Origin of the sequence: Methylobacterium sp. NPDC097929, from assembly GCF_049543375.1 — a bacterium.
Taxonomy (GTDB): Bacteria; Pseudomonadota; Alphaproteobacteria; order Rhizobiales; family Beijerinckiaceae; genus Methylobacterium.
The window spans coordinates 1,192,582-1,214,603 of record NZ_JBMVEP010000001.1 but is presented as its reverse complement, the minus strand read 5'-3'; the positions used below and the strand labels follow the sequence as shown (position 1 = coordinate 1,214,603).

At 71.5% G+C, this 22,022-nt stretch carries 15 protein-coding genes; 4 read left to right on the top strand and 11 right to left on the bottom strand.

Translation table 11 applies throughout. The annotated features are described in order from the left end of the window. Positions 1–27 precede the first annotated feature (27 nt). The 5 genes from ACPCJR_RS05790 to ACPCJR_RS05770 form a co-directional block, all read right to left on the bottom strand. Positions 28–1,287: an SfnB family sulfur acquisition oxidoreductase gene (locus ACPCJR_RS05790; protein ID WP_391511540.1), complete on the bottom strand. Its 1,260-nt coding sequence runs from the start codon at positions 1,285–1,287 to the stop codon at positions 28–30. A 209-nt stretch (positions 1,288–1,496) separates the two neighbouring features. Beyond that, complete coding sequence (gene sfnG / locus ACPCJR_RS05785) at positions 1,497–2,609, bottom strand: dimethylsulfone monooxygenase SfnG (protein ID WP_391511541.1); 1,113 nt, start codon at positions 2,607–2,609, stop codon at positions 1,497–1,499. A 285-nt stretch (positions 2,610–2,894) separates the two neighbouring features. Next, positions 2,895–5,312: a penicillin-binding protein 1A gene (locus ACPCJR_RS05780; RefSeq protein WP_391511542.1), complete on the bottom strand. Its 2,418-nt coding sequence runs from the start codon at positions 5,310–5,312 to the stop codon at positions 2,895–2,897. Positions 5,313–5,486: 174 nt separating this feature from the next. Beyond that, positions 5,487–6,785 (bottom strand): N-acetylmuramoyl-L-alanine amidase, encoded by a 1,299-nt coding sequence (locus ACPCJR_RS05775; RefSeq protein WP_391511543.1) that lies wholly within the window; start codon positions 6,783–6,785, stop codon positions 5,487–5,489. 150 nt (positions 6,786–6,935) lie between these two features. Continuing rightward, positions 6,936–7,121 carry a hypothetical protein gene (locus tag ACPCJR_RS05770; RefSeq protein ID WP_391511544.1) on the bottom strand — a complete coding sequence of 62 codons (186 nt, stop codon included), beginning with the start codon at positions 7,119–7,121 and terminating at the stop codon, positions 6,936–6,938. 683 nt (positions 7,122–7,804) lie between these two features. On the opposite strand from ACPCJR_RS05770, the gene ACPCJR_RS05765 reads away from it, so the two are divergent. Beyond that, positions 7,805–10,927 (top strand): Rne/Rng family ribonuclease, encoded by a 3,123-nt coding sequence (locus ACPCJR_RS05765; protein ID WP_391511545.1) that lies wholly within the window; start codon positions 7,805–7,807, stop codon positions 10,925–10,927. Positions 10,928–11,585: 658 nt separating this feature from the next. Here ACPCJR_RS05765 and ACPCJR_RS05760 read toward each other — a convergent pair. Next, entirely contained in the window at positions 11,586–12,749 is a 1,164-nt protein-coding gene (locus ACPCJR_RS05760) for a pyridoxal phosphate-dependent aminotransferase (protein WP_391511546.1), read from the bottom strand. Positions 12,750–12,866: 117 nt separating this feature from the next. Next, positions 12,867–13,910: an HD-GYP domain-containing protein gene (locus ACPCJR_RS05755; protein WP_391511547.1), complete on the bottom strand. Its 1,044-nt coding sequence runs from the start codon at positions 13,908–13,910 to the stop codon at positions 12,867–12,869. 386 nt (positions 13,911–14,296) lie between these two features. Here ACPCJR_RS05755 and ACPCJR_RS05750 point away from each other — a divergent pair, with 386 nt between their 5' ends. Then, a complete protein-coding gene (locus ACPCJR_RS05750) occupies positions 14,297–15,076 on the top strand; it encodes a DsbA family protein (protein ID WP_110351927.1) in 780 nt (259 codons plus the stop codon). 71 nt (positions 15,077–15,147) lie between these two features. Here the strand turns inward: ACPCJR_RS05750 and ACPCJR_RS05745 are convergent, their stop codons facing one another. Beyond that, the gene (locus ACPCJR_RS05745) at positions 15,148–16,329 is read right to left on the bottom strand and encodes a mechanosensitive ion channel family protein (RefSeq protein WP_391511548.1); all 1,182 of its coding nucleotides are present in this window, start codon (positions 16,327–16,329) and stop codon (positions 15,148–15,150) included. A 374-nt stretch (positions 16,330–16,703) separates the two neighbouring features. Here ACPCJR_RS05745 and ACPCJR_RS05740 point away from each other — a divergent pair, with 374 nt between their 5' ends. After that, on the top strand, positions 16,704–17,255 hold the full coding sequence (locus ACPCJR_RS05740) for a hypothetical protein (RefSeq protein ID WP_391511549.1): 552 nt from the start codon (positions 16,704–16,706) through the stop codon (positions 17,253–17,255). Further along, positions 17,236–17,658 (top strand): hypothetical protein, encoded by a 423-nt coding sequence (locus tag ACPCJR_RS05735; protein ID WP_391511550.1) that lies wholly within the window; start codon positions 17,236–17,238, stop codon positions 17,656–17,658. The genes ACPCJR_RS05740 and ACPCJR_RS05735 overlap by 20 nt, the downstream gene beginning before the upstream one ends. Positions 17,659–17,662: 4 nt before the next feature. Here the strand turns inward: ACPCJR_RS05735 and ACPCJR_RS05730 are convergent, their stop codons facing one another. From ACPCJR_RS05730 to ACPCJR_RS05720, 3 genes are all read right to left on the bottom strand, one after another. After that, on the bottom strand, positions 17,663–19,390 hold the full coding sequence (locus ACPCJR_RS05730; RefSeq protein WP_391511551.1) for an AMP-binding protein: 1,728 nt from the start codon (positions 19,388–19,390) through the stop codon (positions 17,663–17,665). A gap of 89 nt (positions 19,391–19,479) precedes the next feature. Beyond that, complete coding sequence (locus ACPCJR_RS05725) at positions 19,480–20,265, bottom strand: hypothetical protein (RefSeq protein ID WP_391511552.1); 786 nt, start codon at positions 20,263–20,265, stop codon at positions 19,480–19,482. Beyond that, positions 20,262–21,755 carry a leucyl aminopeptidase gene (locus ACPCJR_RS05720; RefSeq protein ID WP_391511553.1) on the bottom strand — a complete coding sequence of 498 codons (1,494 nt, stop codon included), beginning with the start codon at positions 21,753–21,755 and terminating at the stop codon, positions 20,262–20,264. The genes ACPCJR_RS05725 and ACPCJR_RS05720 overlap by 4 nt, the downstream gene beginning before the upstream one ends. Positions 21,756–22,022: the final 267 nt, after the last annotated feature.

Sequence of the window (22,022 nt, the reverse complement as noted above, 5' to 3'; positions counted from 1 at the left end):
GCTGCGCTCGCAAGGGCGCAGGACGCCTCAGCTCCATGCGTGGAGCGGTGGGTTCACCCCGTTGAGGGCGTGGTTGCCGATGATCGCGTATTTCCAGCGCACGGGGTCGTGAAGGGTGTGGGTGCGGGCGTTGCGCCAGTGGCGGTCGAGGTTGTGCTCGGCCAGCGTCGAGCGGGTGCCGGAGAGTTCGAACAGGGTGTTGGCGGCGGCCAGCGCGACCTCGGTGGTGAGCACCTTGGCTTCCGCGGTCGCGATCTGGGCCGCAGCCACGCTTTCGGCCGTCGGGTTGGCCACCGCCGCGTCGATCGCCAGCCCCGCCCGGTCGAGCAGGGCTTCCGCCGCGTGCTGGCGGATCGTCAGGTCGCCGATGGCGCGGATGGTGTAGGGGTCGTCGGAGGCGCGCTCCCCGCCGCTGTCGATCCAGGGGCGCGCCCGCTCGCGCACGAAGTCGATGGTGTCGGCCAACGCCTCGCGGCCGATCCCGGCATCGACCGCGGCCTGGATGATCTGGAAGATGGCGCCGTCCGCCCGCGGCGCCTCGTAGGCGCGGTAGCCCGGCACGAGGTGGCTCTTTTCGACCCGCACGTCCGCGATGAGGACGGTGCCGCTCGCCGTGCCCCGCTGCCCGAAGGCCGACCAGTCGTCGATCACGGTCAGGCCCGGCGCATCGCGCTCGGCGATGGCGTACCAGGCCCGGCCCTGCGCATCGAGGGCGACGATCGGCACGAGATGGGCGAGGAGCGCGCCCGAGGAATAGAACTTCTGGCCGCGCACGACGACGTGATCGCCGTGATCGGTGAAGCGGGTCTCGAACTCGGCGGCGCGCTGGGTGCCGCGCTCCGAGAAGGCGTTTCCGAAGCGGGTGCCCTTCAGGACTTGCTCGAAGAGAAGCGCCTGCTGCTCGGGGTCGGACACCGTGCGGATCGCCGCAACGATGCCGAGATGGTTCTGGGCGATCTGCGCGATCGACGGGTCGGCCGCGGCGATGATCGCGATCACCTGCGCCAGCGTCTTGTAGGAAACCTCCGGCCCGCCATGGGCCCGCGGCACGTTGATCGACCACAGGCCGCTCTGGGAGAAGGCATCGAGTTCGGCGAGCGGGCGGGCGTTGGTGCGGTCGCGCTCGGACGCGCCCGCGCGGAATTCGTTTGCCAGTTCGTGGGCGACGCGGATCGCCTCGGCATCGTCGCGGACGACGTGGGCCGGGGTCGCGGGGCGCGCGGGCCCCGGCACGCCCTGCGGCCGGCTGCCGGCCTCGGCCGTGGTGGGGCTGACGGCGATGGTCATGGAGCGGTCTCCGGTCGTGAGGAAAAGGCGCGGGAAAAAACCCTCCCCCCTCTGCGGGGGAGGGTAGCCCCCGGAGAGGGGGTCGGGAGAGGGGGAAACCCCGTCGCCGGATCGGTCGCAGCAGCGGACGGCGTGCGCCACCTGCGGCACCGTCGCTCCCCTCACCCGCCTGCTCCGCAGGCACCCTCCCCCGCAGAGGGGGGAGGGATTTACGCGGCCTCCGCGCGCTCGGCTCTTGCGGCTTCCAGGGCGCGGACCCGCGGGATCACCTGCTCGCCGAAGGACTGCACCTCCTCCTGGAAGTGCAGGAAGGCGAGCAGGGCGAGATCGGCGCCGGCATCCTTGAGGGCGAGGATGCGCTCGGCGATCTGGTCCGGCGTGCCGATCAGCCCCGTCTTGAAGCCGTCGTTGTACTGGACGAGATCCTCGAAGCTGGACTTCGCCCAGTTGCCCTCGCCTTCGGGCGAGGCCTTGCCGGCGTTCTTCACCTCGTGGCCGAAGGCCTTCACCGCGTCCGGGTCGGCGTTCTCGATGATCTCCCGGAGGACGGCGCGGGCCTCCTCCTCCGTCTCGCGGGCGATGACGAAGGCGTTGACGCCGACTTTCACGGAATGGCCGTTCGCCTGCGCCTTGGCGCGCAGATCCTCGACCTGCGCCCGCACGCCGTCGGGCGTGTTGCCGTTGGTGAAGTACCAGTCGGAGACGCGGGCGGCCATGTCGCGGGCGGCGCGCGAGGAGCCGCCCTGGAAGATCTCCGGCAGGCGCGGCCCCGGCTTCGGCTTCAGGGTGTAGTCCGTGTAGCGGTAGAAATCGCCGCGGAAGCTGAAGGCGTCCTGCGTCCAGATCCCGCGCAAGGAGCGGATGAACTCTTCCGAGCGGCGGTAGCGCTCGTCGTGGTCGAGCCAGGGCTCGCCGATGGCCCGGAACTCGCCGGAGAACCAACCCGAGACGATGTTGACCGCGATCCGCCCCTGCGTGAGCCCGGAGATCGTGGCGATCTGCTTGGCGGCCAGGGTCGGGTTCCAGGGGCCGGGCAGGATCGCGGCGATCACCGTCAGCCGGGTCGTGGCGGCGGCCAGCGCGTGGCTGAAGGCGACCGATTCGTGCTGGTACTCGGCGCCGTAGCCGGCGGTGAAGCGGATCTGGGTCAGCGCGTAGTCGAACCCGGCCTGTTCCGCGATCTGCGCGAGCTTGCGGTTATAGTCCGCGTCCCAGCTCGTGCGCTGCTCGATCTTGCTGATGACGAGGCCACCCGAGACGTTGGGCACCCAGTAGGCGAAGCGGATCGGCTCGGGCGCGGCAGGTTCGGTCCGGACAGGCATGGCGGCACGTCGCTCGTCTTCGAGGAAGATGATCGGAAGCAAGGGGCGGACATCCGCAGTCTTCCCGCGATATCGCCTCGCCGTTGCAAATCATCGCCGCGGGAATATCTTTCGTCAAAGGAATGATCGGGCGTTTTTGGCCGCGAAAATAAAACGTCCTTCTTCATGATGCGGCCGCCGCCGAAGATCGGCGTCGTTGGATACGATCCACCAATTTAGGGCCTCGAAACGAAAAGAGCCGCCCGGGTGGGGGCGGCTCCGTTTCGCCGGGTCGGGTCGGTTCCGTCAGTAGACCCCGCCGGCCTGGGCGGCGGCGCCGGCATCGGCCGGCACCGCGGCGGGGGCGGACGGGGCGACGTAGGCGTCCGGCGGGGCGGTGCCGGGCTTGAACGCCTCCAGGATGGTGCCCCCGCCCTCGCCCGAGCCGGCGCGGGTGCCGGAGGCCACGTTGACGCGGATCAGCTTGATCCCCGGCGGCACGCGGAAGGGCGTGGGCGGCTTGTCCTTGAGCGCGACCTTCAGGAAGTCGAGGGCGATGGGCGCGGCCAGCCCGCCGCCGGTCGCCCGGTCGCCGAGCGAGCGCGGCTTGTCGAAGCCGAGATAGACGCCGACCGCGAGATCGGGCGAGAAGCCCACGAACCACGCATCCTTGGCGTCGTTCGTCGTGCCGGTCTTGCCGGCCAGCGGCTTGCCGACCTGCTTGAGGATCGTCGCGGTGCCGCGCTGGACCACGCCCTCCATGATTGAGACCATCTGGTAGGCGGTGAGCGGGTCGAGCACCTGCTCGGATTCGTCCACGAGCTTGGGCTCGTCCTGGCCCGACCACTTCTCCGCGTCGCAGCCGACGCATTTGCGGTTGTCGTGCCGGTAGATCGTCTCGCCGACCCGGTCCTGGATGCGGTCGATCAGGGTCGGGCGGATGCGCCGGCCCCCGTTGGCGAGCATCGAGTAGGCGGTGACCATGCGCATCACCGTGGTCTCGCCGGCACCGAGCGACATCGGCAGCACGGGCAGCAGGTCGTCGTAGACGCCGAAGCGGCGGGAATACTCGGCGATCAGCGGCATGCCGATGTCCTTGGCCAGCCGCACCGTCATCAGGTTCTTCGAGTGCTCGATGCCGTAGCGCAGGGTGTGCGGGCCGCCGGCCTTGCCGTCGTAGTTCGAGGGCGACCACGCCTCCTGGCCGGGGCCGGCCTCGATGGTGATCGGCGAATCCTGCACCACCGAGGAGGGGGTGTAGCCGTTGTCGAGCGCCGCCGAGTAGACGATCGGCTTGAACGACGAGCCGGGCTGGCGCATCGCCTGCGTCGCGCGGTTGAACTCGGATTCCTCGTAGGAGAAGCCGCCGACCATGGCGTGGACGCGGCCCGTATAGGGGTCCATCGCGACGATGGCGCCCGACACCTCCGGCTTCTGGCGCAGGCGGTAGGTGCCCTTTCCGGCATCGATCGACTCGACATAGACCACGTCGCCGGGCTTGACCGCGGTGGCGACGGCGCGGCCGGTCCACTTCACGCCCTCCGCCGGGATCGCGCCGGTCTCGCGCTCCTTCGAGACCGCGCCGGAGGCCTCACGCCGGGGCTGGAGGCCGATCTGCGCCACGCCGCCATTGGTGTTCAGCACCACCGCGAGCCGCCAGGGGGCGATGTCGCCCAGCGCCGGCATCTCGGAGACGGCGAGCCCCCAGTCGCGGCCGGTGAGATCGACCCGGTGCTCGGCCCCGCGCCAGCCGCGGGCCTGATCGTAGCGCACGAGCCCGTCGATGAGGGACTTACGCGCCCAGGCCTGCATCTTCGGATCGAGGGTGGCGCGCACGGAGAGGCCGCCCTCGTAGAGCTTGGTCTGGCCGTAGCGCTCGGAGATCTCGCGGCGGACCTCTTCCGTGAAGTAGTTGGCGTTGGCCGCGTTCGGGAAGGCGACGCGCGGGTTGACGCCGAGCGGCAGCTTCTTGGCCTCCGTGCCTTCCTCGGCGGTGATGTAGCCGTTCTGGGCCATCAGGCCGATGATCTCGTTGCGCCGCGAGAGCGCCGCCTGGGTCTTGCGGTAGGGGTGGTAGTTGTTGGGACCCTTCGGCAGGGCGGCGAGATAGGCCGCCTCGTTGATGGTCAGCTCGTGGACGGATTTTCCGAAGTAGTCCAAGGCCGCCGCCGCGACGCCGTGGAGGTTGCGGCCCGGGACGATCGTCCCCAAAAAGATCTCGTTGAGGTAGAGTTCGAGGATCTTGTCCTTCGAGTAGGCCGCCTCGATCCGCAGGGCGATCAGCGCCTCCTTGATCTTGCGGTCGTAGGTCTGCTCGTTGGAGAGCAGGAAGTTCTTGGCGACCTGCTGCGTGATCGTCGAGGCGCCCTGCTTCTTGCCGGACTGGGCGTTGGTCAGGATCGCGCGCACGATGCCCTCGGGATCGATGCCGCCGTGCTTGTAGAAGTTCTTGTCCTCGGCCGAGAGGAAGGCGGCGACCACGATCTTGGGCATCGCCTGGATCGGCAGGTAGAGGCGCCGCTCGTGGGCGTACTCGGCCAGCAGCGAGCCGTCGGAGGCGTGGACGCGGGTCATCACCGGCGGCTCGTAATTGGCGAGCGCGGCGTGGTCCGGCAGGTCCTGGCTGTACTTCCAGTAGAAGAACGCGCCGACCGCGGCGGCGATGCAGAACACCACCGCACCGGCCGAGAACAGGAAGGCGAAGAATCGCAGGATGAAACGCATCCGGGGTCCGTTCCGTCGCTCGTCCGCTGCGCACCGATGGGCTCGGCAGGGAGCCTTATCGGCAAGAAGCCACCGCGGCGAGGGCCTGCCGCGGGCTCCGGTGAGGCCCCGCGCGGCCGCGCTTTTCGTTCAAGCGGACGGGGGGGCTCGTCGAGCCCCGTATCGACACCGGCTCTATGGTGAAACTGGGGCGATGGCCGCGGCCTTGCGCGGCGGCACCGGCGCGGGCCGGGAGAGCGTGGCCCGGCCGGAGAAGAACAGGTCCACGGCCTTGGCCATCGATCCGGTCACCCGCATGCGCCATTCCTCCGATTGCAGCTTCTCCAGATCGCTCTTGCTCGAGAGGTAGCCGAGTTCGATCAGCACGGAGGGCACGTCGGGGGAGCGCAGCACCTTGAAGCCCGCCTCGCGGTGAGGCTTGGCGCTCATCTCCATCACCGGCGAGAGCTGGCCCATCAGGCGGCCGGCAAAGCCCGCCGAGAAGCCGCGGGTCTCGCGCAGGGTGAGTTCCTGGAGGATGTCGGCCACGTCCGCCGGCGCCTCGCCCGAATCCGTGCCGGCGGCGGCGTCGGCCCGGTTCTCGCGCTCGGCCAGCCGGGCCGATTCGCCGTCGGTCGCCTTCTCGGAGCCCGTGTAGATCGTGGCGCCCTTCACCTGCGGCGCGGCGGAGATCGAGTCGGCGTGGATCGAGACGAACAGATCGGCCTTGGCGTCGCGGGCGATGCGCACGCGCTCGGCCAGCGGCACGAACACGTCCCGGTCGCGGGTCATCAGCAGGCGGTAGCGGCCGGTCTGCTCCAGGCGTTCGGCGAAGGATTGGGCAAAGCCGAACACGATGTCCTTCTCGAACACCCCCGTGGCGGCGATGGCGCCGGGATCGGTGCCCCCGTGCCCGGCATCGATGACGATGAGCGGGCGCGTGTCGGCGGCCTCAGTCATCGACCCGATTTTGGGGGCCGTCTTGGCGGAGGCGGCCGGGCTCGGATCACCCGCCACCGCCGCCTTGCGGAAGCTGTCGCGATCGACCTTGCGGAAGGGAATGGAGAGCAGCACCGCGCCCTCGCGGGTCGTCGTCGTCTCGATGGCGCCGACCACGGCGGGGCCGGCGAGATCGACCACGATGCGCGAGCGGCCCGGCGCGAACAGCCCGTAGCGGAACGAGGCGATCAGATCCCCCCGCGCCGTCTCGCGCTTGCGCCCGGACTCGCGGCCCATCTCCTGAGGGATCTGGAAATTGACCTCGGGCAGGTCGATCACCGCCCGGTCGGGCCGCTCCATCAGGACGGCGCGGGCTTCGACCGCCTTGGACAGGGTGAGGGTGAGCCGGGTCGTGCCGTCCCGCGCCGCGACCTCGGCGGCGATCGCCACCGCGGCCCCGTCCTGGGCCGGCGCGGGGGCCGCGGGCAGCATCGCGCCGCCCGCGAGAACGAGGGCGACGTATCCGGTACGGAGCAGGCGGGCGCGTGGCTGCATCGGTCGGCCAAGTTTCCGGGAGCCTCCGATACGGGATACGAGCGGGATGGTTAACCGTTCCTCACCGCGCGACCGCCGGTCCTGGTCCCGCTGTGGTGCGGGGGTGACACCGCCCGCGGCCGCGGATGGGATGTCCGCTCGGCCGGCGCGTCAGGCGCGGCCGTCGGGCGCCTCGCGTTCGGCCGCCTCCCCGTCGGGGGTCTCCCAGGCCCGCTTCCAGACGGCGTGGTCCTCGGAGCCCTCGGGGTAAGGGTTGGCGGTCGCCGGATCGCCGCGGTAGCGGGCTTGGCGCCCTTCCGTCGCGACCGATGCGAGCGATGTTTCGGGAAACGACATCGCGAAGCCCTCCCCTGCCGGCCGGGCCGTTCCGGCGGTCTTCTTCTCCTTCAAGCGCGCGGCGCGCCCTCCGGTTCAGCCGCCCGATGCGAAGCGCGCCGGCCCGGCGCGCGTGACGAAGCGTCGAGGGCGTTCACAGGGAACCCTTGCAATTCTCCCGCGACACTCTGTAATGATATCGACCCCATTCCCGAGTTGGCGCTTCGGCGGCCCTCGGGCGCGCCCGGGGCATGTCGGCGCCCACCTCGCTCGAATTGGCAGCGTCAGTCGGCGCCTCCCGGCATCCGGGCGGGTGTCACGGCATTCGCGGCCTTCCGATCGTACGGGGGCGCCGCGCCTATGAAATCTGCACGGGCCGCTTTCACCGGCCCACCATCTTCGCGAGGCCGGATCAGGATGGGAGGACGCACAGCATCGGTTGCCGCTGCTCGTGCCGAAGGCGCGCGGTTTTCGCGTCGCCCCGCCCCTCTCGTCGCCCCGGCCCTGTTCAACCCCCAAAGCGCCGAATCCCGGCGCGTCAAGGCGGTTGACGGCAATCCCCTCCCCGCACCATCCGCATCCTCGGCGACGAGGCCCGCGCGCGTCCTCTTTCCTCCGGCCTCGGGGCCGGGTGAGGCCCCGCCGGGACGACGCGGCGCATGCGTGAGGAGAACGACGTCGGCCGCCATGAACGAAAGTTCGTCATGGCCAACAACAAGATGCTCATCGACGCGATGCACCCGGAGGAGACCCGGGTCGTCACGGTCCAGGGTTCCCGGGTCGAGGAATTCGATTTCGAGGCGGCCAACCGCCGGCCTCTGAGGGGCAACATCTATCTCGCCAAGGTCACCCGCGTGGAGCCCTCGCTCCAGGCGGCCTTCGTCGAGTATGGCGGCAACCGCCACGGCTTCCTCGCCTTCAACGAGATCCACCCGGACTACTACCAGATCCCGATGGCCGACCGCCTCGCGCTGATCGAGGCCGAGGCGCGCGAGGAGGAGGAGCACCGCGAGCGCGAGGAGCGCCGTCCGCCGCGGGGCCGCCGCTCGCGCGGGCGCCGGGCCGAGGCCCGCGGCGCCCGGAGCGACGACACCGTCAAGTCGCAGGACCCGGCCGAGGAGGCCGTCGAGGGATCGGTCTCCGCCGAGAACGCCATCCCGGGTGAGGGTCAAGCTGCGGACGCGCCCGCGCCGGAGGCCATCGAGGCCGTGCGCGCCGCGCTGATCGAGGGCCGGAGCGAGGGTGAGGCCGGCGACACCGAGGGCGCGACCGTCGAGACCGGCGGCGACGCCTCCGCGAGCCTGCCCGAGACGGCCCTGGAGCCCGGCGCATCCGCCGAGGCTCCCGCGCCGGACGCCGCCACGGTCGAGCCCTCCGACATCGCCGCGATCTCCGAGGCTCCCAATCCGCCCGTCGCGGCCGCGGAGGCGCCCGAGCCTGCCGAGCCCGCTTCCGCCGAGTCTTCGCCCGCCGAGTCTTCGCCCGCAGAGGCGGAGACGGTCGAGCCGCAGCCCGTCGCCGCCAGCGCCCCGCTCTCCGAGGCCGAGGCGACGGACGAGGATTCCGACGAGGACGACGATGCGGAGGATGACGAGTCCGACGACGACGATTCGGAGGATGAGGACGAGGATTCCGACGACGACGAGTCCGAGGATGACGACGAGGAAGAGGACGAGGAATCCGAGGACGGCGAACCGCGGGTGGCCCAGGTCGGCGGCTCGGGCGACGCGCTCGCCGAGATTCCCGAGCGCCCGCGCGCCTATCGTCGCCACTACAAGATCCAGGAGGTGATCAAGCGCCGCCAGATCATTCTCGTTCAGGTCGTCAAGGAAGAGCGCGGCACCAAGGGTGCGGCGCTCACCACCTACCTGTCGCTGGCCGGCCGCTACTCGGTGCTGATGCCCAATACCGGCCGGGGCGGCGGCATCTCGCGCAAGATCACGAGCGCGGCCGACCGCAAGCGCCTCAAGGAAGTGGTGGCCGACCTCGACGTGCCGGACGGGATGGGCATCATCCTGCGCACGGCCGGCGCCTCGCGCACCAAGCCCGAGATCAAGCGCGACTTCGAGTACCTGATGCGCCTGTGGGAGAGCGTGCGCGAGCTGACGCTGTCCTCGACCGCCCCGGCGCTCGTCTACGAGGAGGGCTCGCTGATCAAGCGGGCGATCCGCGACCTCTACAACAAGGATCTCGACGAGGTTCTGGTCTCCGGCGAGGACGCCTACCGCGAGGCCAAGGACTTCATGCGGATGCTGATGCCCGGCCAGTCCAAGGTCGTGAAGCCCTACCGCGATCCGACGCCGATCTTCGCCCGCTACGGCGTCGAGCAGCAGCTCGACGCGATGTTCTCGACCCACGTGGCCCTGCGCTCGGGCGGCTACCTCGTCATCAACCCGACCGAGGCTCTGGTCTCGATCGACGTGAACTCCGGCCGCGCCACTCGCGAGCACGACATCGAGGACACCGCGCTCAAGACGAACCTCGAAGCGGCCGAAGAGGTCGCCCGCCAGGTGCGCCTGCGCGATCTGGCCGGCCTCGTCGTGATCGACTTCATCGACATGGAGGAGAAGCGCAACAACCGGGCGGTGGAGAAGCGCCTCAACGAGGCGCTCAAGAACGACCGGGCGCGCATCCAGGTCGGGCGGATCTCGCCCTTCGGCCTCCTGGAGATGAGCCGCCAGCGCATCCGCACCGGCGTGCTCGAATCCTCCTCGATCCCCTGCGCCCATTGCGGCGGCTCGGGCTTCGTGCGGGCGACCTCCTCGGTGGCGCTGCACATCCTGCGCTCGATCGAGGAGGGGTTGCTCAAGTCGGCGAGCCACAACGTCGTGCTGCGCACCCGCACCGAGACGGCGCTCTACATCCTCAACCAGAAGCGGGCGCATCTCTTCGATCTCGAGCAGCGCTTCTCGGTCACGATCACGGTCTCCGCCGACGACCGGCTCGTGGCGACCTCCGCCTTCCAGCTCGAACGCGGCGAGCCGGCGGTGAAGCACGAGGGCCCGGTGACGGGCGTGCGCGCGGTGGCGATCTCGCCGGTCTACGAGGCCGAGGAGTTCGAGGACGACGTCATCGAGGCCGAGGAGGCCGAGAGCGAGGTCGAGACCGGGCCCGAGGTCGAGAGCGCGGCCGAGGAGCGTCCGGCCTCCGAGGGCAACGACGAATCCGGTGGCCGCCGTCGCCGCCGTCGCCGCCGCCGCGGCGGGCGTTCCTCCGGTGAGGGCGAGGCCCGCGCGGGCGGCGAGGACGGGGCCGAGGACGGCTCCGATGCCGAGGACGGGGACGAAGCCGGCGAGACCGAGACCGCCGAAGAGGCCGTCGAGGCGAGCGCCCCGCGCGACGAGACCGCCTCCGAGGCGGGCGAGGCTCAGGACGCGAGTGCCGACGCGAACGGGGATGCCAACGGGGACGATGCGGAGGGCAACCGCCGCCGCCGCCGCGGGCGCCGGGGTGGGCGCGGTCGCGGCCGGCCCGAGCGCAACGGCCGCCACGAGGCCGACGGCGAGGGGAACGAGGCGGATGAGGCCGGTGCGGAGGCGCATCCGGAGGAGACCGCCTCCGACACCCTCCCGGTCGGGCCCGAGGAGCCGGTGAGCAACGACGACGTGACCACGGTCTCCGTGGCGGCCGACAACGGCGCCGCCGCCGAGCCGCCGCCGGTCGTGCCCGCGCCGGAGGCCGAGCCGATCCAGGCCGAGACGGCCTTAGAGGCGACCGCCGAGCCGGCGCCGGAACCCGTCGCCGTGGTCCTGACGCCCCCCGATCCGAACCGCCCGAAGCGGGCCGGCTGGTGGTCGCGCACCAAGGCGGCCCTGGCGGGAGATTGAGGCGGCCGCGGGCCTCGCGGCCCCGCGCGTTGAACCCGGGTGCCGCATCGGCACCTACCCCATGACATCGAAGCGGGGTCCGGCTCGGCCGGGCCCCGCTTTGCATGGTCTCCCGGCTCTCATATCGTCTCCGTTTGATCGCCTCGGTCCTTGCCCCGCTCCGTCATCGCGAGGCGGAGCCGAAGCGACCCAGAGCGCGACCCCTCCGGACAGTGCGGAGCCCTGGATTGCTTTCGCTGAGCCTCGCAAGGACGAACGAAGAGGCCGAAGCGATCAAACGAAGAACCGTATCAGCCCGCGTCCTGAGCTGATGCGCTGGCGGCCTTGCAGGAGAGCGCTAGGGATCGCGCCCGGCTGGCGGCGCTCCTTCGAGGCTCCGGCGCCTCGGGATGAGGGGGCTCTGCTCGCAGAGATCCGTCATCGGTCTCCGAGCGGGACGCGTCAGACTGCTTCCACGCGATCGCCTCGGATCGTCATGGCAAGGCGAAGCCGACGCCATCCAGCGCTCCGCACGATCCGGAGAGGCCGCACGACTGGATCGCTTCGCTTGCGCTCGCGATGACGATTCGAGGTCAAAGCCGAGGCGGTCAAACGGATGCCGCATCAGCCCACGGCGCACTTCCGCGAACCGCGATGGACACCGCGATCGGGCCCGCCCTCAGCGCAGCCAGCCCTTCAGCCGCGCCACCGCCTCGGCGCAATCCGCGTTCGAGCCGGCGAAGGAGAAGCGGATGTGGTGGCCGCCCTCCACCGGGTCGAAGTCGAGGCCGGGGGTGGCCGCCACGCCCGCCTCGTCGAGCATGCGCCGGCAGAAGGCGCCGGCGTCGTCCGTGTGCCGGGCGATGTCGGCGTAGAGATAGAAGGCGCCGTCCACCGGGTGGATGTCGGTGAAACCCAGCCCGGGCAGCGCGTCGAGGAGCAGGGCGCGGTTTTGCGCGTAGCCGTCGCGGATCGCGGCGATCTCGTCGAGCGTGTCGAAGGCGGCCAGCGCGGCCACCTGCGAGAGGTAGGGCGCCGAGATGTAGAGGTTCTGCGCCAGCCGCTCGATTCCGCGCACGAGCCCGTCCGGCACCACCATCCAGCCGACCCGCCAGCCCGTCATGCAGTAGAACTTCGAGAAGGAGTTGATGACGACGGCCTGCGCATCGAATTGCAGGGCGGTCGCCGTCGGCACGCCGTAGCTGAGGCCGTGATAGATCTCGTCGGAGACGAAGGGCAGGGAGAGCGCCCGGGCCGTGTCGCAGAGTTCGGCGAGGCGGGCGGGCTCGATCACCGTGCCCGAGGGGTTGGCCGGGCTCATCACCAGCAGCCCCGAGAGCTGTTCCGCGGCGTGGACCGCGCGCACCAACGCGGGGGTCGGGGCGTAGCGGTCCTCGGCCCGCAGGGTCAGCGGCTGCGGGATCAGGTCGAGGGCGCGCAGGATGCCGTCATAGGCCGGATAGCCCGGGCGCGGCACGCCGACCCGCGCGCCCGCATCGAACAGGGCGAGGAAGGCCAGCACGAAGCCCGCCGAGGAGCCCGTCGTCACCACCACCCGCTCGGGAGAGAGGCGCACGCGGTAGGTCTCGGCGTAGTGCCGGGCGATGCGCTCGCGCAGGGCGGGGAGCCCGAGCGCCTCCGTGTAGGGAATGCGCCCGTCGGCGAGCGCGGCCTGCGCCGCCGCGATCACCGCCCGGGGCGCGGGCGCCGAGGGCTGCCCGACCTCCATGTGGACGACGCCCTCCCCGCGCCGCTCGCGGGCGCCGGCCGCGGCCATCACGTCCATCGCCAGGAAGGGCGCCACGCCTTGCGCGCGGCGCGAGAGGGCGGGGTCGGTGCTCAAGCGGGACTCCTGCGGCAGAGGCGGAATCCGGCTGCTGGTAGACCCTGCCGGCCTTCCGCTCAATCGCCGCGTCCCGCCCGCGCCCTCCCGAGGATACCCGTCCGCGCGGCGTGCGCCTCAGGGCGTGCCCTGAACCACCCGGCCGAAGGCCTGGACGAGACCGCCCTCGAGCTTGCCGTCCATGCCCGACAGGATCGAGAGCGCGTCGCGGGTCGTCATCGGCGCCTTGTAGGGCCGCCGCTCGATCAGGGCGGCGTAGATGTCGCAGATCGTCAGCAGCCGCACGGGATCGCCGATCGCGTCGGCGCAGAGCTTGTCCGGATAGCCCGAGCCGTCGAGCATCTCGTGGTGGTGCCGCGCCACGGCCAGGGTGATGGGATCGCAGCCGCCCGACGCGCTCAGGATCTCGTGACCCAGCGGCGCGTGGGTCTGCATCACCGCCCGCTCGTCGTCGTCGAGCCGGCCGGGCTTGTTCAGGATGGCGTGGGGGATGCGCGACTTGCCCACGTCGTGCACCAGGGCGGCGCGGGTCAGGAGTTGCTTGTCGGCGGTGGAGAGACCGAGGCCCTGGGCGAAGGCGGCGGCCGTGCCGGAGACCAGCAGGCAGTGCTGGAAGGTCACGTCGTCATGCGTCCAGACCTCGTCGAGCCAGCGGGTGAGGCCGCCCTCGTGGATCGCGTCGAGCACCGGGGCGATGCCCTGCTCCACGCTCGGCATGTCGACCGTGCCGGTCTGGGCCGATTCGAACAGGCGCGTCATCAGGGTGCCCGCCCGCTCGGCCTCGCGGGTCACCACGAGGTCGGCCACCGACTTGTCGGGCCAGACCTCGCGCACGAGCGAGCCCACCACCATGCGCGGCTCGGCCAGGGCCGACAGGCACAGGGTGGCGCCGAGATTGCGGGCCTCGGTGAAGGCGGTGTGTCCGCTGCCGCGGGTCAGGCAGATCAGCGGCGTGCGGGCGCGCGCCGGCCGGGTCGCGAGCAGGCGCAGGCATCGCTTCGCCTCGGGCCGGCCCAGGGTGACGTCGGCGATCACGCCGCGGAAATCGCCGATCCGGTCCCAGGTCTCGCCGGTGCCCACGACGCGGCACTCGGCGACCGAGAGCACGGCATCGACGAGGGCCTTGCTCCGGTCCGGACGATCGCTCACCACGACGATCACGTTGCGCCCCTTCTTCCGGACGATCGCCCGAAAGCGATCCTCCCGCGTTCCCCCGGTGCACGGGCGATGGCGGCCGTCGTCGCGGCCGGCCTTCCGCTGGAGCCGGGATCACGCGCGATCCCGGCCCTTTCGCGTGTATGCAGAATTTGGGGCCAAGCATTTAGCAAATCTATAATTCCGCGCCGCCAACGGCCGCGTTTGATGATGATCGGTTGCATCGGCCCCAGCACGCCGCGAAAACGTCGCAGCCCCCCGGCACAAGGCCGGTCGAACCCGCGGCGCGCCGTCGGCATGAGTCGCATCGGCGCGCCGGGCGCCCCGTGCCATACTCCCGGTCCCGGGGCCGGCCTCAGGATCCGTTCCCGTCCTTCACGTTCGAGGTATCGATGCAGCTCCTCCGCTCCGTTTCCGCCCTCGCCCTCGCCGGCTCTCTCGCACTCGGCGCGGCCGCGGGCGCCCGTGCGGAAGAGGCCGCCCCCTTCACCGACGCCCAGCGCAAGGCCATTGAGGGGATCGTCAAGGACTACCTCGTGAAGAATCCGGACGTGCTCCAGGAGGCGATCGCCGAGGGCGAGCGCCGGGCCCAGGAGACGCAGAAGCTGGCCCAGGCCGCCGCCCTCAAGGATTCCCGCGAGGCGCTGGTGAACTCGCCGCACGGCATCGTCGCCGGCAACCCGAACGGCGACGTCACCGTGGTCGAGTTCTTCGATTACAATTGCGGCTACTGCCGCAAGGCCTTCACGGACGTGCAGACCCTGATCAAGTCCGATCCGAAGCTGCGCGTGGTGCTCAAGGACTTCCCCGTGCTCGGCGCCGAGTCGCTGGAGGCGAGCCGGATCGCGCTGGCGGCCAAGCTGCAGCTCAAGCCCGAGAAGATGTTCGACTACCACGCCAAGCTTCTGGAGACGAAGGGCCGCATCAACGGCGAGCGGGCGATCGCCGTGGCCAAGGAATTCGGCGCCGATGTCGAGCGCCTGAAGAAGGACGCCCAGGGGCCGGAGGTGAAGGCCGCGCTCAGCGAGAACGTGGGGCTGGGCGACAAGCTCAGCCTGTCGGGCACGCCCGCCTTCGTGATCGGCGACGAGATCCTGCCCGGTGCCGTCGGCGTCGAGCCGATGCGCAAGACCATCTCCGACATCCGCCAGTGCGGCCACGCGAGCTGCTGAGCGGGACTTCCCCGCAAGGCGAAAGAAAGGGGGCCCGGTGCGGTATCGACCGCACCGGGCCCCTCGTTCGTTCAGGCCGCCGCGGCGCGGGGATCGCCCCGGGCCGGGCGCTCGCCGCGCGGGCCCGCCTCGTTGCCGGCCCTGGGCGTGATCTGGCGGTCGGGATAGGACGGGTCGGGATCGACCCATTCAGCCCGCTGCCGCGGCAGGGCGGAGGGGTGCTCCGTCTGCAGGAAGCCGATCATCTTCTCGCGCACCTCGCAGCGCAGGTCCCAGGTCTGGGGCGCGTTGCGGGCGCTCACCAGCATCCGCAATTCGATCACGCCCTCCCGCGCATCCGAGACCTGTAGGTTGACCACGTTGCCGTCCCAGAGCCGGGACGCTCCCGCGATCCGCTGCAACTCCTGCCGCATCGCCTCGATCGGGGCCCTGTGATCGACGTAGAGGAAGACCGAGCCGATCAGCGAGGCGCCCTCCCGGGTCCAGTTCTGGAACGGCTTCTGGATGAAGTAGGTCAGGGGCAGCACGAGGCGGCGCCAGTCCCACAGGCGCACGACCACGTAGGTCGCGGTGATCTCCTCGACCCAGCCCCACTCGTTCTCGACGATGACCGCGTCCTCGATCCGGATCGGCTGGGTGATGGCGATCTGGATGCCCGCCACGAGGTTGGAGAGCACCGGCTGCATCGCCAGGCCCAGGATCAGGCCGGCGGCGCCCGCCGAGGCGAGCAGGCTCACCCCGTATTGCCGCACGGGCTCGAAGGTCATCAGCGCGATGGCCGTGGTGACGAGCGCCACCAGCGTCAGCGCCGCCCGCTCCAGGATGCGCATCTGCGTGAAGTGCTTGCGGGCGAGCAGGTTGTCTTCCGCGTCGAGCTTGAACCGGCGCAGGTAGATCACCGTGGCGATGTGGATCGCCGTGGCGCAGGTCCAGCCCGCCAGCGTCACGAAGGCGACGAGCAGGACCTGATTGAGGACGAGCCGGATCTGCCAGGTGAGGGGCGCGGTCGAGACCGCGAGCGCCAGGGTCACGACCAGCAGCGCGAGCCGGCTCGGCCCCCGGGTGCGGGCGACCAGCGAGCGCCAGAACAGGCTCTTCCCGCTCACCGCCCTCTGCGCGAAGCGGTAGGCCACCCCGTGCAGGGGCAGCACCAGCGCGCAGCAGCCGGCGATCAGGATCGGGCTCGCAACCCACCAGGGCCACTGCACGATCCAGCCGATCAGCTCGTCGAAGAATGCGTGGGCTTGCGCCATCGATACCCTTTCGCGGCCGATCCTGCCGGCAAAGGACGCGAGCCGGACGAGGCCCCCGCGTCGCCCGAGATCCCTTCGCCGGAAGGACCACATCGGGGGCAATGATCGCTGGCGGGCACGGTTCCGCACTGCACAATAGCCCGGAAATCCGCTTCGGCCGGGCGCAGTTTTCTGCCTGACGCAGCCCCTGCGAGGCCTGCAAGCGTCCTCGCAGCGAGGTCGATCGTGCGCAGGTTCGCAAGCTTCCACAGAGGGTTAAGCGACACTTCCGATATCCTGCGCGAGGCCGCGCCGGCGCCGCCCGCGCCCGGATTGTCCATCCGGGCGGCGCGCGGTTAGGCTGGAGGCCACGGAGATTCGGGAAGGGAGTGCGGATGCCGGTCCATCTGCCCCGGCGGGGCGTCGGAGCGTCGCTGGCCGCCACGGCGCTGCTGGTGCTCGGCGCGACGGCGTTCGCCTCCCCGTCCGGGACGGCCGCGCCGCCGCCCGACGAGAGCCTCGCGCGCGCCGAGACGCTTCACCCGGCCGAACTCTACCGCGTCGCGGCGCAGCTGCTCGGCCGGCCGGACCGGGCGGACGAGGCGGTGATGTGGTTCTATGTCGGCCAGCTGCGCTACCGCTTCCATCTCGCCGCGACCAAGCCGCCGGCGGGCGCCAACGACCGGGTGCTGTTCACCGCGCTCTCGGAGAGCGTCGGACGCCCGGTCAACACCTACGCTTTCGGCGATGTCGATGCGGCGGTGGCCCGGATCGATGCGGCGCTCGCCTGGGACGCGGCGCACGACAACCCTCTCACCTCCAAGACGGCCTTCCCGAAGGAATGGGAGGAGGTCCGTCAGGGGCTCACATCGCTGCGCGACAAGATGCTCGCGAGCAAGGACGAGATCCGGGAGACCCGGCGGCGCAATGGCTTGGCGAATCGTTGAAGGCCTTCCCGCGGCGGGGCTCCTCACGGTCGGCCTGATGGCCGGCCACGCCCGTGCGCAGGAGGCCCCGCCGCCGCTCGTCGCCAACGGACCCCGCGCCGAGGCCGGGCTGCTGCATGTCGGCGAGACCGGCATCCGCTGCCTCCGCCTGCCCTGCCCCGGCCGGGGCCTGTTCGTGCCCGGCGCGCGGGGGCAGGCCGAGCGGCAGACCCTGCTCTACGCCGACCGCGACGGCCGCAGCCCGCCGCCGCCGATGATCGGCGACCCGGACGCCCGCGCCGCGATCGCGAAGGCCTGGGACGAGCGGCGCTGCCTCGCCGTCCTGGGACGCCTGATCCCCGGCGAGGACGACCGCCCGATGCTGCGGGTCGACCGGGTCGTCGGCGCATGCGGCCGGGGCTGAGCGCTCAGCCGGCGCTGGCCCCGGTCTCCCGCAGCGCCCGGCGCAGCACCTTGCCGACATTGGTCTTGGGCAGGCTGTCCTGGATCACGATCCGGCGGGGCACCTTGTAGCCGGTCAGGCTCGCGCGGGCATGCGCCCGCAGCGCGTCCGGCTCGACCGAGGCGTCGCGCAGCACCACGTGGGCGACCACCATCTCGCCGCTCTCGCCGCAGGGCGCGCCGACCACGGCGCATTCGAGCACCGCCGGATGGGCGGCGAGCACGTCCTCGACCTCGTTCGGGTAGACGTTGAAGCCGGAGACGAGGATCATGTCCTTCATCCGGTCGACGATGCGGATCTGCCCGTCCGGCGTCATCACGGCCACGTCGCCGGTGCGGAAGAAGCCGTCGGCGGTCGTGGCCGCCCGCGTCTCCTCGGGGCGGTTCCAGTAGCCGGCCATGACCTGGGGGCCGCGCACGCAGAGTTCGCCCGGCACGCCGAAGGGCAGCACCGTGCCGTCCTCGGCCCGGATCGTCACCTCGGTCGACGGCAGGGGAAAGCCGATCGTCCCGGTCCAGTCCTTGAGGCCGAGCGGGTTCACGCTCACCACGGGCGAGGTTTCCGAGAGGCCGTAGCCTTCGAGGATGGTCTGGCCGGTGATCGCCTTCCAGCGGGCGGCCACCGCCGACTGCACCGCCATGCCGCCGCCCACCACGTACTCGACCTTCGAGAAATCGACCGTGCCGATCTTCGGGTGGTTGTTGAGCGCGTTGAACAGCGTGTTCACGCCGGCGAAGTTCGTGAAGCGGGTGCGGGCGAGCGTCTTCACGAAGCCGTCGATGTCGCGCGGGTTCGGGATCAGCAGGCAGCAGCCGCCCATCCGGAAGAAGAACAGGAAGCAGGCCGTCAGCGCGAAGATGTGGTAGAGCGGCAGCGCCGTCACCGCCACCTGCTGGCCGCCCCCGTCGTCATCGCCGCGGAACCAGAGCCGACTCTGCTCGACATTGGCCATGATGTTGCGGTGGGTCAGCATCGCCGCCTTGGCGATGCCCGTGGTGCCGCCGGTATATTGCAGGAAGGCGATGTCGCCGGGCTCGACCGCGACGGCCGGGCGCTTCAGGCCGCGCCCGGCCCGCAGCACCGCCTCGAAGCGCAAGGTGCTCGTCGCCGGCAGGGCGTAGGGCGGCACCGCCCGCTTCACCCGGCGCGAGACGAGATCCACGACCCGTCCCTTCAGCCCGAGCAAGTCGCCGGGCCCGGCCACGACGATGCGCTCCAGGCTCGGCATGTCCGGCAGGGCCCGCTCGACCGTGTGGGCGAAGTTCTCGAGCACGAACAGGACGCGGGCGCCGGAATCGTTGATCTGCGCGGCCAGTTCCCGCGGGGTGTAGAGCGGGTTGACGTTGACGACCGTGCAGCCGGCCACCAGCACGCCCAGCAGCGCGACGGGGCAGGCCGGGACGTTGGGCATCATCACCGCCACCCGGTCGCCGAGGCCGTCGGCGCCCGGTTCCGTCCTCTTGCCGAAGCCGTTGGCGGCGAGCCAGGCCGCCACCGCCTGGGCCGCGGCGCCGACCTCCCGGTAGCGCAGGGTGGCGCCGAAGCAGGTGATCGCCGGGCGCTCGGCGAAGCGCAGCACGCTGCGGTCGAACAGGTCGATCACGGTGCCGAGCGCGTTCGCGTCGATCGCGGGCGGTATTCCGGGCGGATAGGCAGCCAGCCAAGGGCGCTCCGCGCTCCGGTCCTGCACCATCCTGGATCCTCCCTGCCCGTCGCGGCGGGCGCTTGGCGACCGGCTTCGGGCCGGCTCCGCCGAGGCTTAAGCGGTTACGACCGGTTCGATCAAGCCGCGCCCCCGGCCGGTCCCGGGCGGGCGTGACGTTGGCCGCGCAGCGTCAGCGCCGGCCGGCGCGCGGCCACGAGGAGCATGTGCGGCAGGGCGGCGACCGTCAGCAGGGCCGCGGCGACGACGAGGTCGCGGGCATCGAGCAACCTCCGCGGCCAGGGGCCGAACCCGGCATCGCGGGCCAGCCCGATCACCGCCGCGGCGAACCACAGGGCGAGGAAGGCGGCGAGACCGTTCAGGAGCGCGCGCCCCGCGCCGCGCAGCCGGCTGCGTGCCGGCGGCGCGGGCGCCCGGCCGGTCAGAAGGACGCCGAGCCCGAGGGCGAGCCCGAACACGCCCGCGGCGGCGGCGGCGCCCATTGCGTAGGCCAGCGTCATCGGCGTGCCGTTGAGGAAGGCGCCGCTGCCCGTGCCGAAGCCGGCGCGCAGCACCATCCCGCCGAAGGTCGGGTGCAGGCTCACCCCCAGTAGCAGCGCGAGGCCGATCACGGCCCCGATCAGCCGCCGCGGCACCGAGGCGGGGCTCGGTGCCAGCGCCGCGGCGAGGATGCGGGCGAGCCCGTAGACGAGGGCGAAGGCGAAGAGCGGGTAGCGGTCGAGGAAGAAGCCGTAGAACCGCGCCGCCACCTCCGGCGGCATCGCGCTGCGTTGATCGAAGCCGGTGAGGAAGACGGCGAACAGGGCGGTCAGCGCCGCGAGGAGCGGCGCCGCGGCGACGGACCAGCCGCCCCGCGCCGTCGCCCGCTCTTCCGCCCCCGCGGAGAGCGCTCCGGCGCGGCTCACCGCTCGTAATGGTCGCGCACGAGCCGGTCGAGCAGGCGCACGCCCCAGCCCGCGCCCCAGCTCCGGTTGATCTCGGAGGGGGTGGAGGCCATGGCCACGCCGGCGATGTCGAGATGGGCCCAGGGCACGTCGTTGACGTAGCGCTTGAGGAAGGCCGCCGCCGTCGCCGCGCCGCCGTGGCGCCCGCCGGTGTTCTTCATGTCGGCGAACTTCGACTCGATCGCCTTGTCGAAGGCCGGGATCAGCGGCATCCGCCACACCCGCTCGCCCGCCGCCTCGCCCGCCGCGGTGATCTTGGCGGACAGGTCGTCGTCGTTGGAGAACAGGCCGGCGATGTCCTGGCCCAGCGCCACGATGATCGCGCCGGTGAGCGTGGCCAGATCGATCATGGCCTTGGGCTTGTAGGTCGCCTGCACGTGCCAGAGCACGTCGGCCAGCACGAGGCGGCCTTCCGCGTCGGTGTTGATGACCTCGATGGTTTGCCCCGAGAGCGAGGTGACGATGTCGGAGGGGCGGTAGGCGTTGCCGTCGGGCATGTTCTCGACGATGCCGATGGCGCCGACGACGTTCGCCTTGGCCTTGCGGGAGGCGAGCGCGTGCAGGGCGCCGACCACGGCGGCCGAGCCGCCCATGTCGCCCTTCATGTCCTCCATGCCGCCGGCCGACTTGATCGAGACGCCGCCGGAATCGAACACCACGCCCTTGCCGATCAGCGCGAGCGGCGGCTCGGCGGCGTCGTCCGCCCCGTTCCAGCGCATGATCGCCACCCGCGGCTCGCGGGCCGACCCTTGGGCCACCGCGAGCAGGGCGCCCATGCCGATCTCGCGCATGCGCGCCACGTCGAGGATCTCGACCTCGACGCCGAGGCTCGCGAGTTCGGAGACCCGGCGGGCATATTCCTCCGGGTAGAGCACGTTCGGCGGCTCGTTGACGAGGGTGCGGGCGAGGGTCACGCCCTCGGCCACCGCGGCGGCGTCCCGCGCGGCGGCCTGCGCCGCGGCAGGGTCGGCGACCCGCAGGGTCAGGGCGGCGCCGGCCTCGTCCTCGTCCTTCTTCTTGGTCTTGTAGCGGTCGAAGCGGTAGCTGCGCAGGCGCGCGCCCAGCGTGAAGTCGGCCACGTCCCGGGCGCTGCCGGACAATCCCGGCCAGTCGAGCAGGACCCGGGCGGTGCGCCCGCCGACCTTGCCCGCGGTGAAGCCGCCGAGCAGCGTCCAGTCGAGCTTGGCCCGGTCCTTCTCGGAGCCGAGCCCGATCACCACCAGCCGCTCGGCCTCGACGCCCTCCGGGGCCGGCAGGCTCAGCGCCGACTGCGCCTTGCCCTTGAAGCGCTCGCTCGCCGCGGCCCGGGCCACCAGCTCGGCGCCGGCCCGTCCCAGGGCTTCGGACGCCGCGCCCGAGAGCGCGAGATCGTCGCCCGCGAACACCACGAGGTCGCCCCCGCCACCGCGCGACGACAGCGGTTCAAAGGCGATTTCGATCCCACCGGCCATGCTGTTCTTCGCTCTCAACCCGTCTGCCGCCGACCCTCCGCGCGCCGCGCGAAAACCGGCGAACCTGTGTAGCCGCTGAGGCGCAGAACGCAACGCGGGGACGGGCCGCAGCCGGGGCCGGCGCTCGAAGGCGATGATCCTGGCTTCCGGCGGGCCTCGCTCGCCGGCGCCCGTCTGCGCGGACGGTCCCGGTTCCTTGCCCGGTTCCTTGGGCTGTCCGCTTCGCTCGATGCGTTCCGGGGCTCACGCTCCGCGCGCCGGCAAGCC

What these genes read in the sequence shown, in the direction of transcription:
- ACPCJR_RS05790 (WP_391511540.1), bottom strand. Translation starts at nt 1,287, where the DNA reads ATGACCATCGCCGTCAGCCCCACCACGGCCGAGGCCGGCAGCCGGCCG.
- sfnG (WP_391511541.1), bottom strand. Translation starts at nt 2,609, where the DNA reads ATGCCTGTCCGGACCGAACCTGCCGCGCCCGAGCCGATCCGCTTCGCC.
- ACPCJR_RS05780 (WP_391511542.1), bottom strand. Translation starts at nt 5,312, where the DNA reads ATGCGTTTCATCCTGCGATTCTTCGCCTTCCTGTTCTCGGCCGGTGCG.
- ACPCJR_RS05775 (WP_391511543.1), bottom strand. Translation starts at nt 6,785, where the DNA reads ATGCAGCCACGCGCCCGCCTGCTCCGTACCGGATACGTCGCCCTCGTT.
- ACPCJR_RS05770 (WP_391511544.1), bottom strand. Translation starts at nt 7,121, where the DNA reads ATGTCGTTTCCCGAAACATCGCTCGCATCGGTCGCGACGGAAGGGCGC.
- ACPCJR_RS05765 (WP_391511545.1), top strand. Translation starts at nt 7,805, where the DNA reads ATGGCCAACAACAAGATGCTCATCGACGCGATGCACCCGGAGGAGACC.
- ACPCJR_RS05750 (WP_110351927.1), top strand. Translation starts at nt 14,297, where the DNA reads ATGCAGCTCCTCCGCTCCGTTTCCGCCCTCGCCCTCGCCGGCTCTCTC.
- ACPCJR_RS05745 (WP_391511548.1), bottom strand. Translation starts at nt 16,329, where the DNA reads ATGGCGCAAGCCCACGCATTCTTCGACGAGCTGATCGGCTGGATCGTG.
- ACPCJR_RS05740 (WP_391511549.1), top strand. Translation starts at nt 16,704, where the DNA reads ATGCCGGTCCATCTGCCCCGGCGGGGCGTCGGAGCGTCGCTGGCCGCC.
- ACPCJR_RS05735 (WP_391511550.1), top strand. Translation starts at nt 17,236, where the DNA reads ATGGCTTGGCGAATCGTTGAAGGCCTTCCCGCGGCGGGGCTCCTCACG.
- ACPCJR_RS05730 (WP_391511551.1), bottom strand. Translation starts at nt 19,390, where the DNA reads ATGGTGCAGGACCGGAGCGCGGAGCGCCCTTGGCTGGCTGCCTATCCG.
- ACPCJR_RS05720 (WP_391511553.1), bottom strand. Translation starts at nt 21,755, where the DNA reads ATGGCCGGTGGGATCGAAATCGCCTTTGAACCGCTGTCGTCGCGCGGT.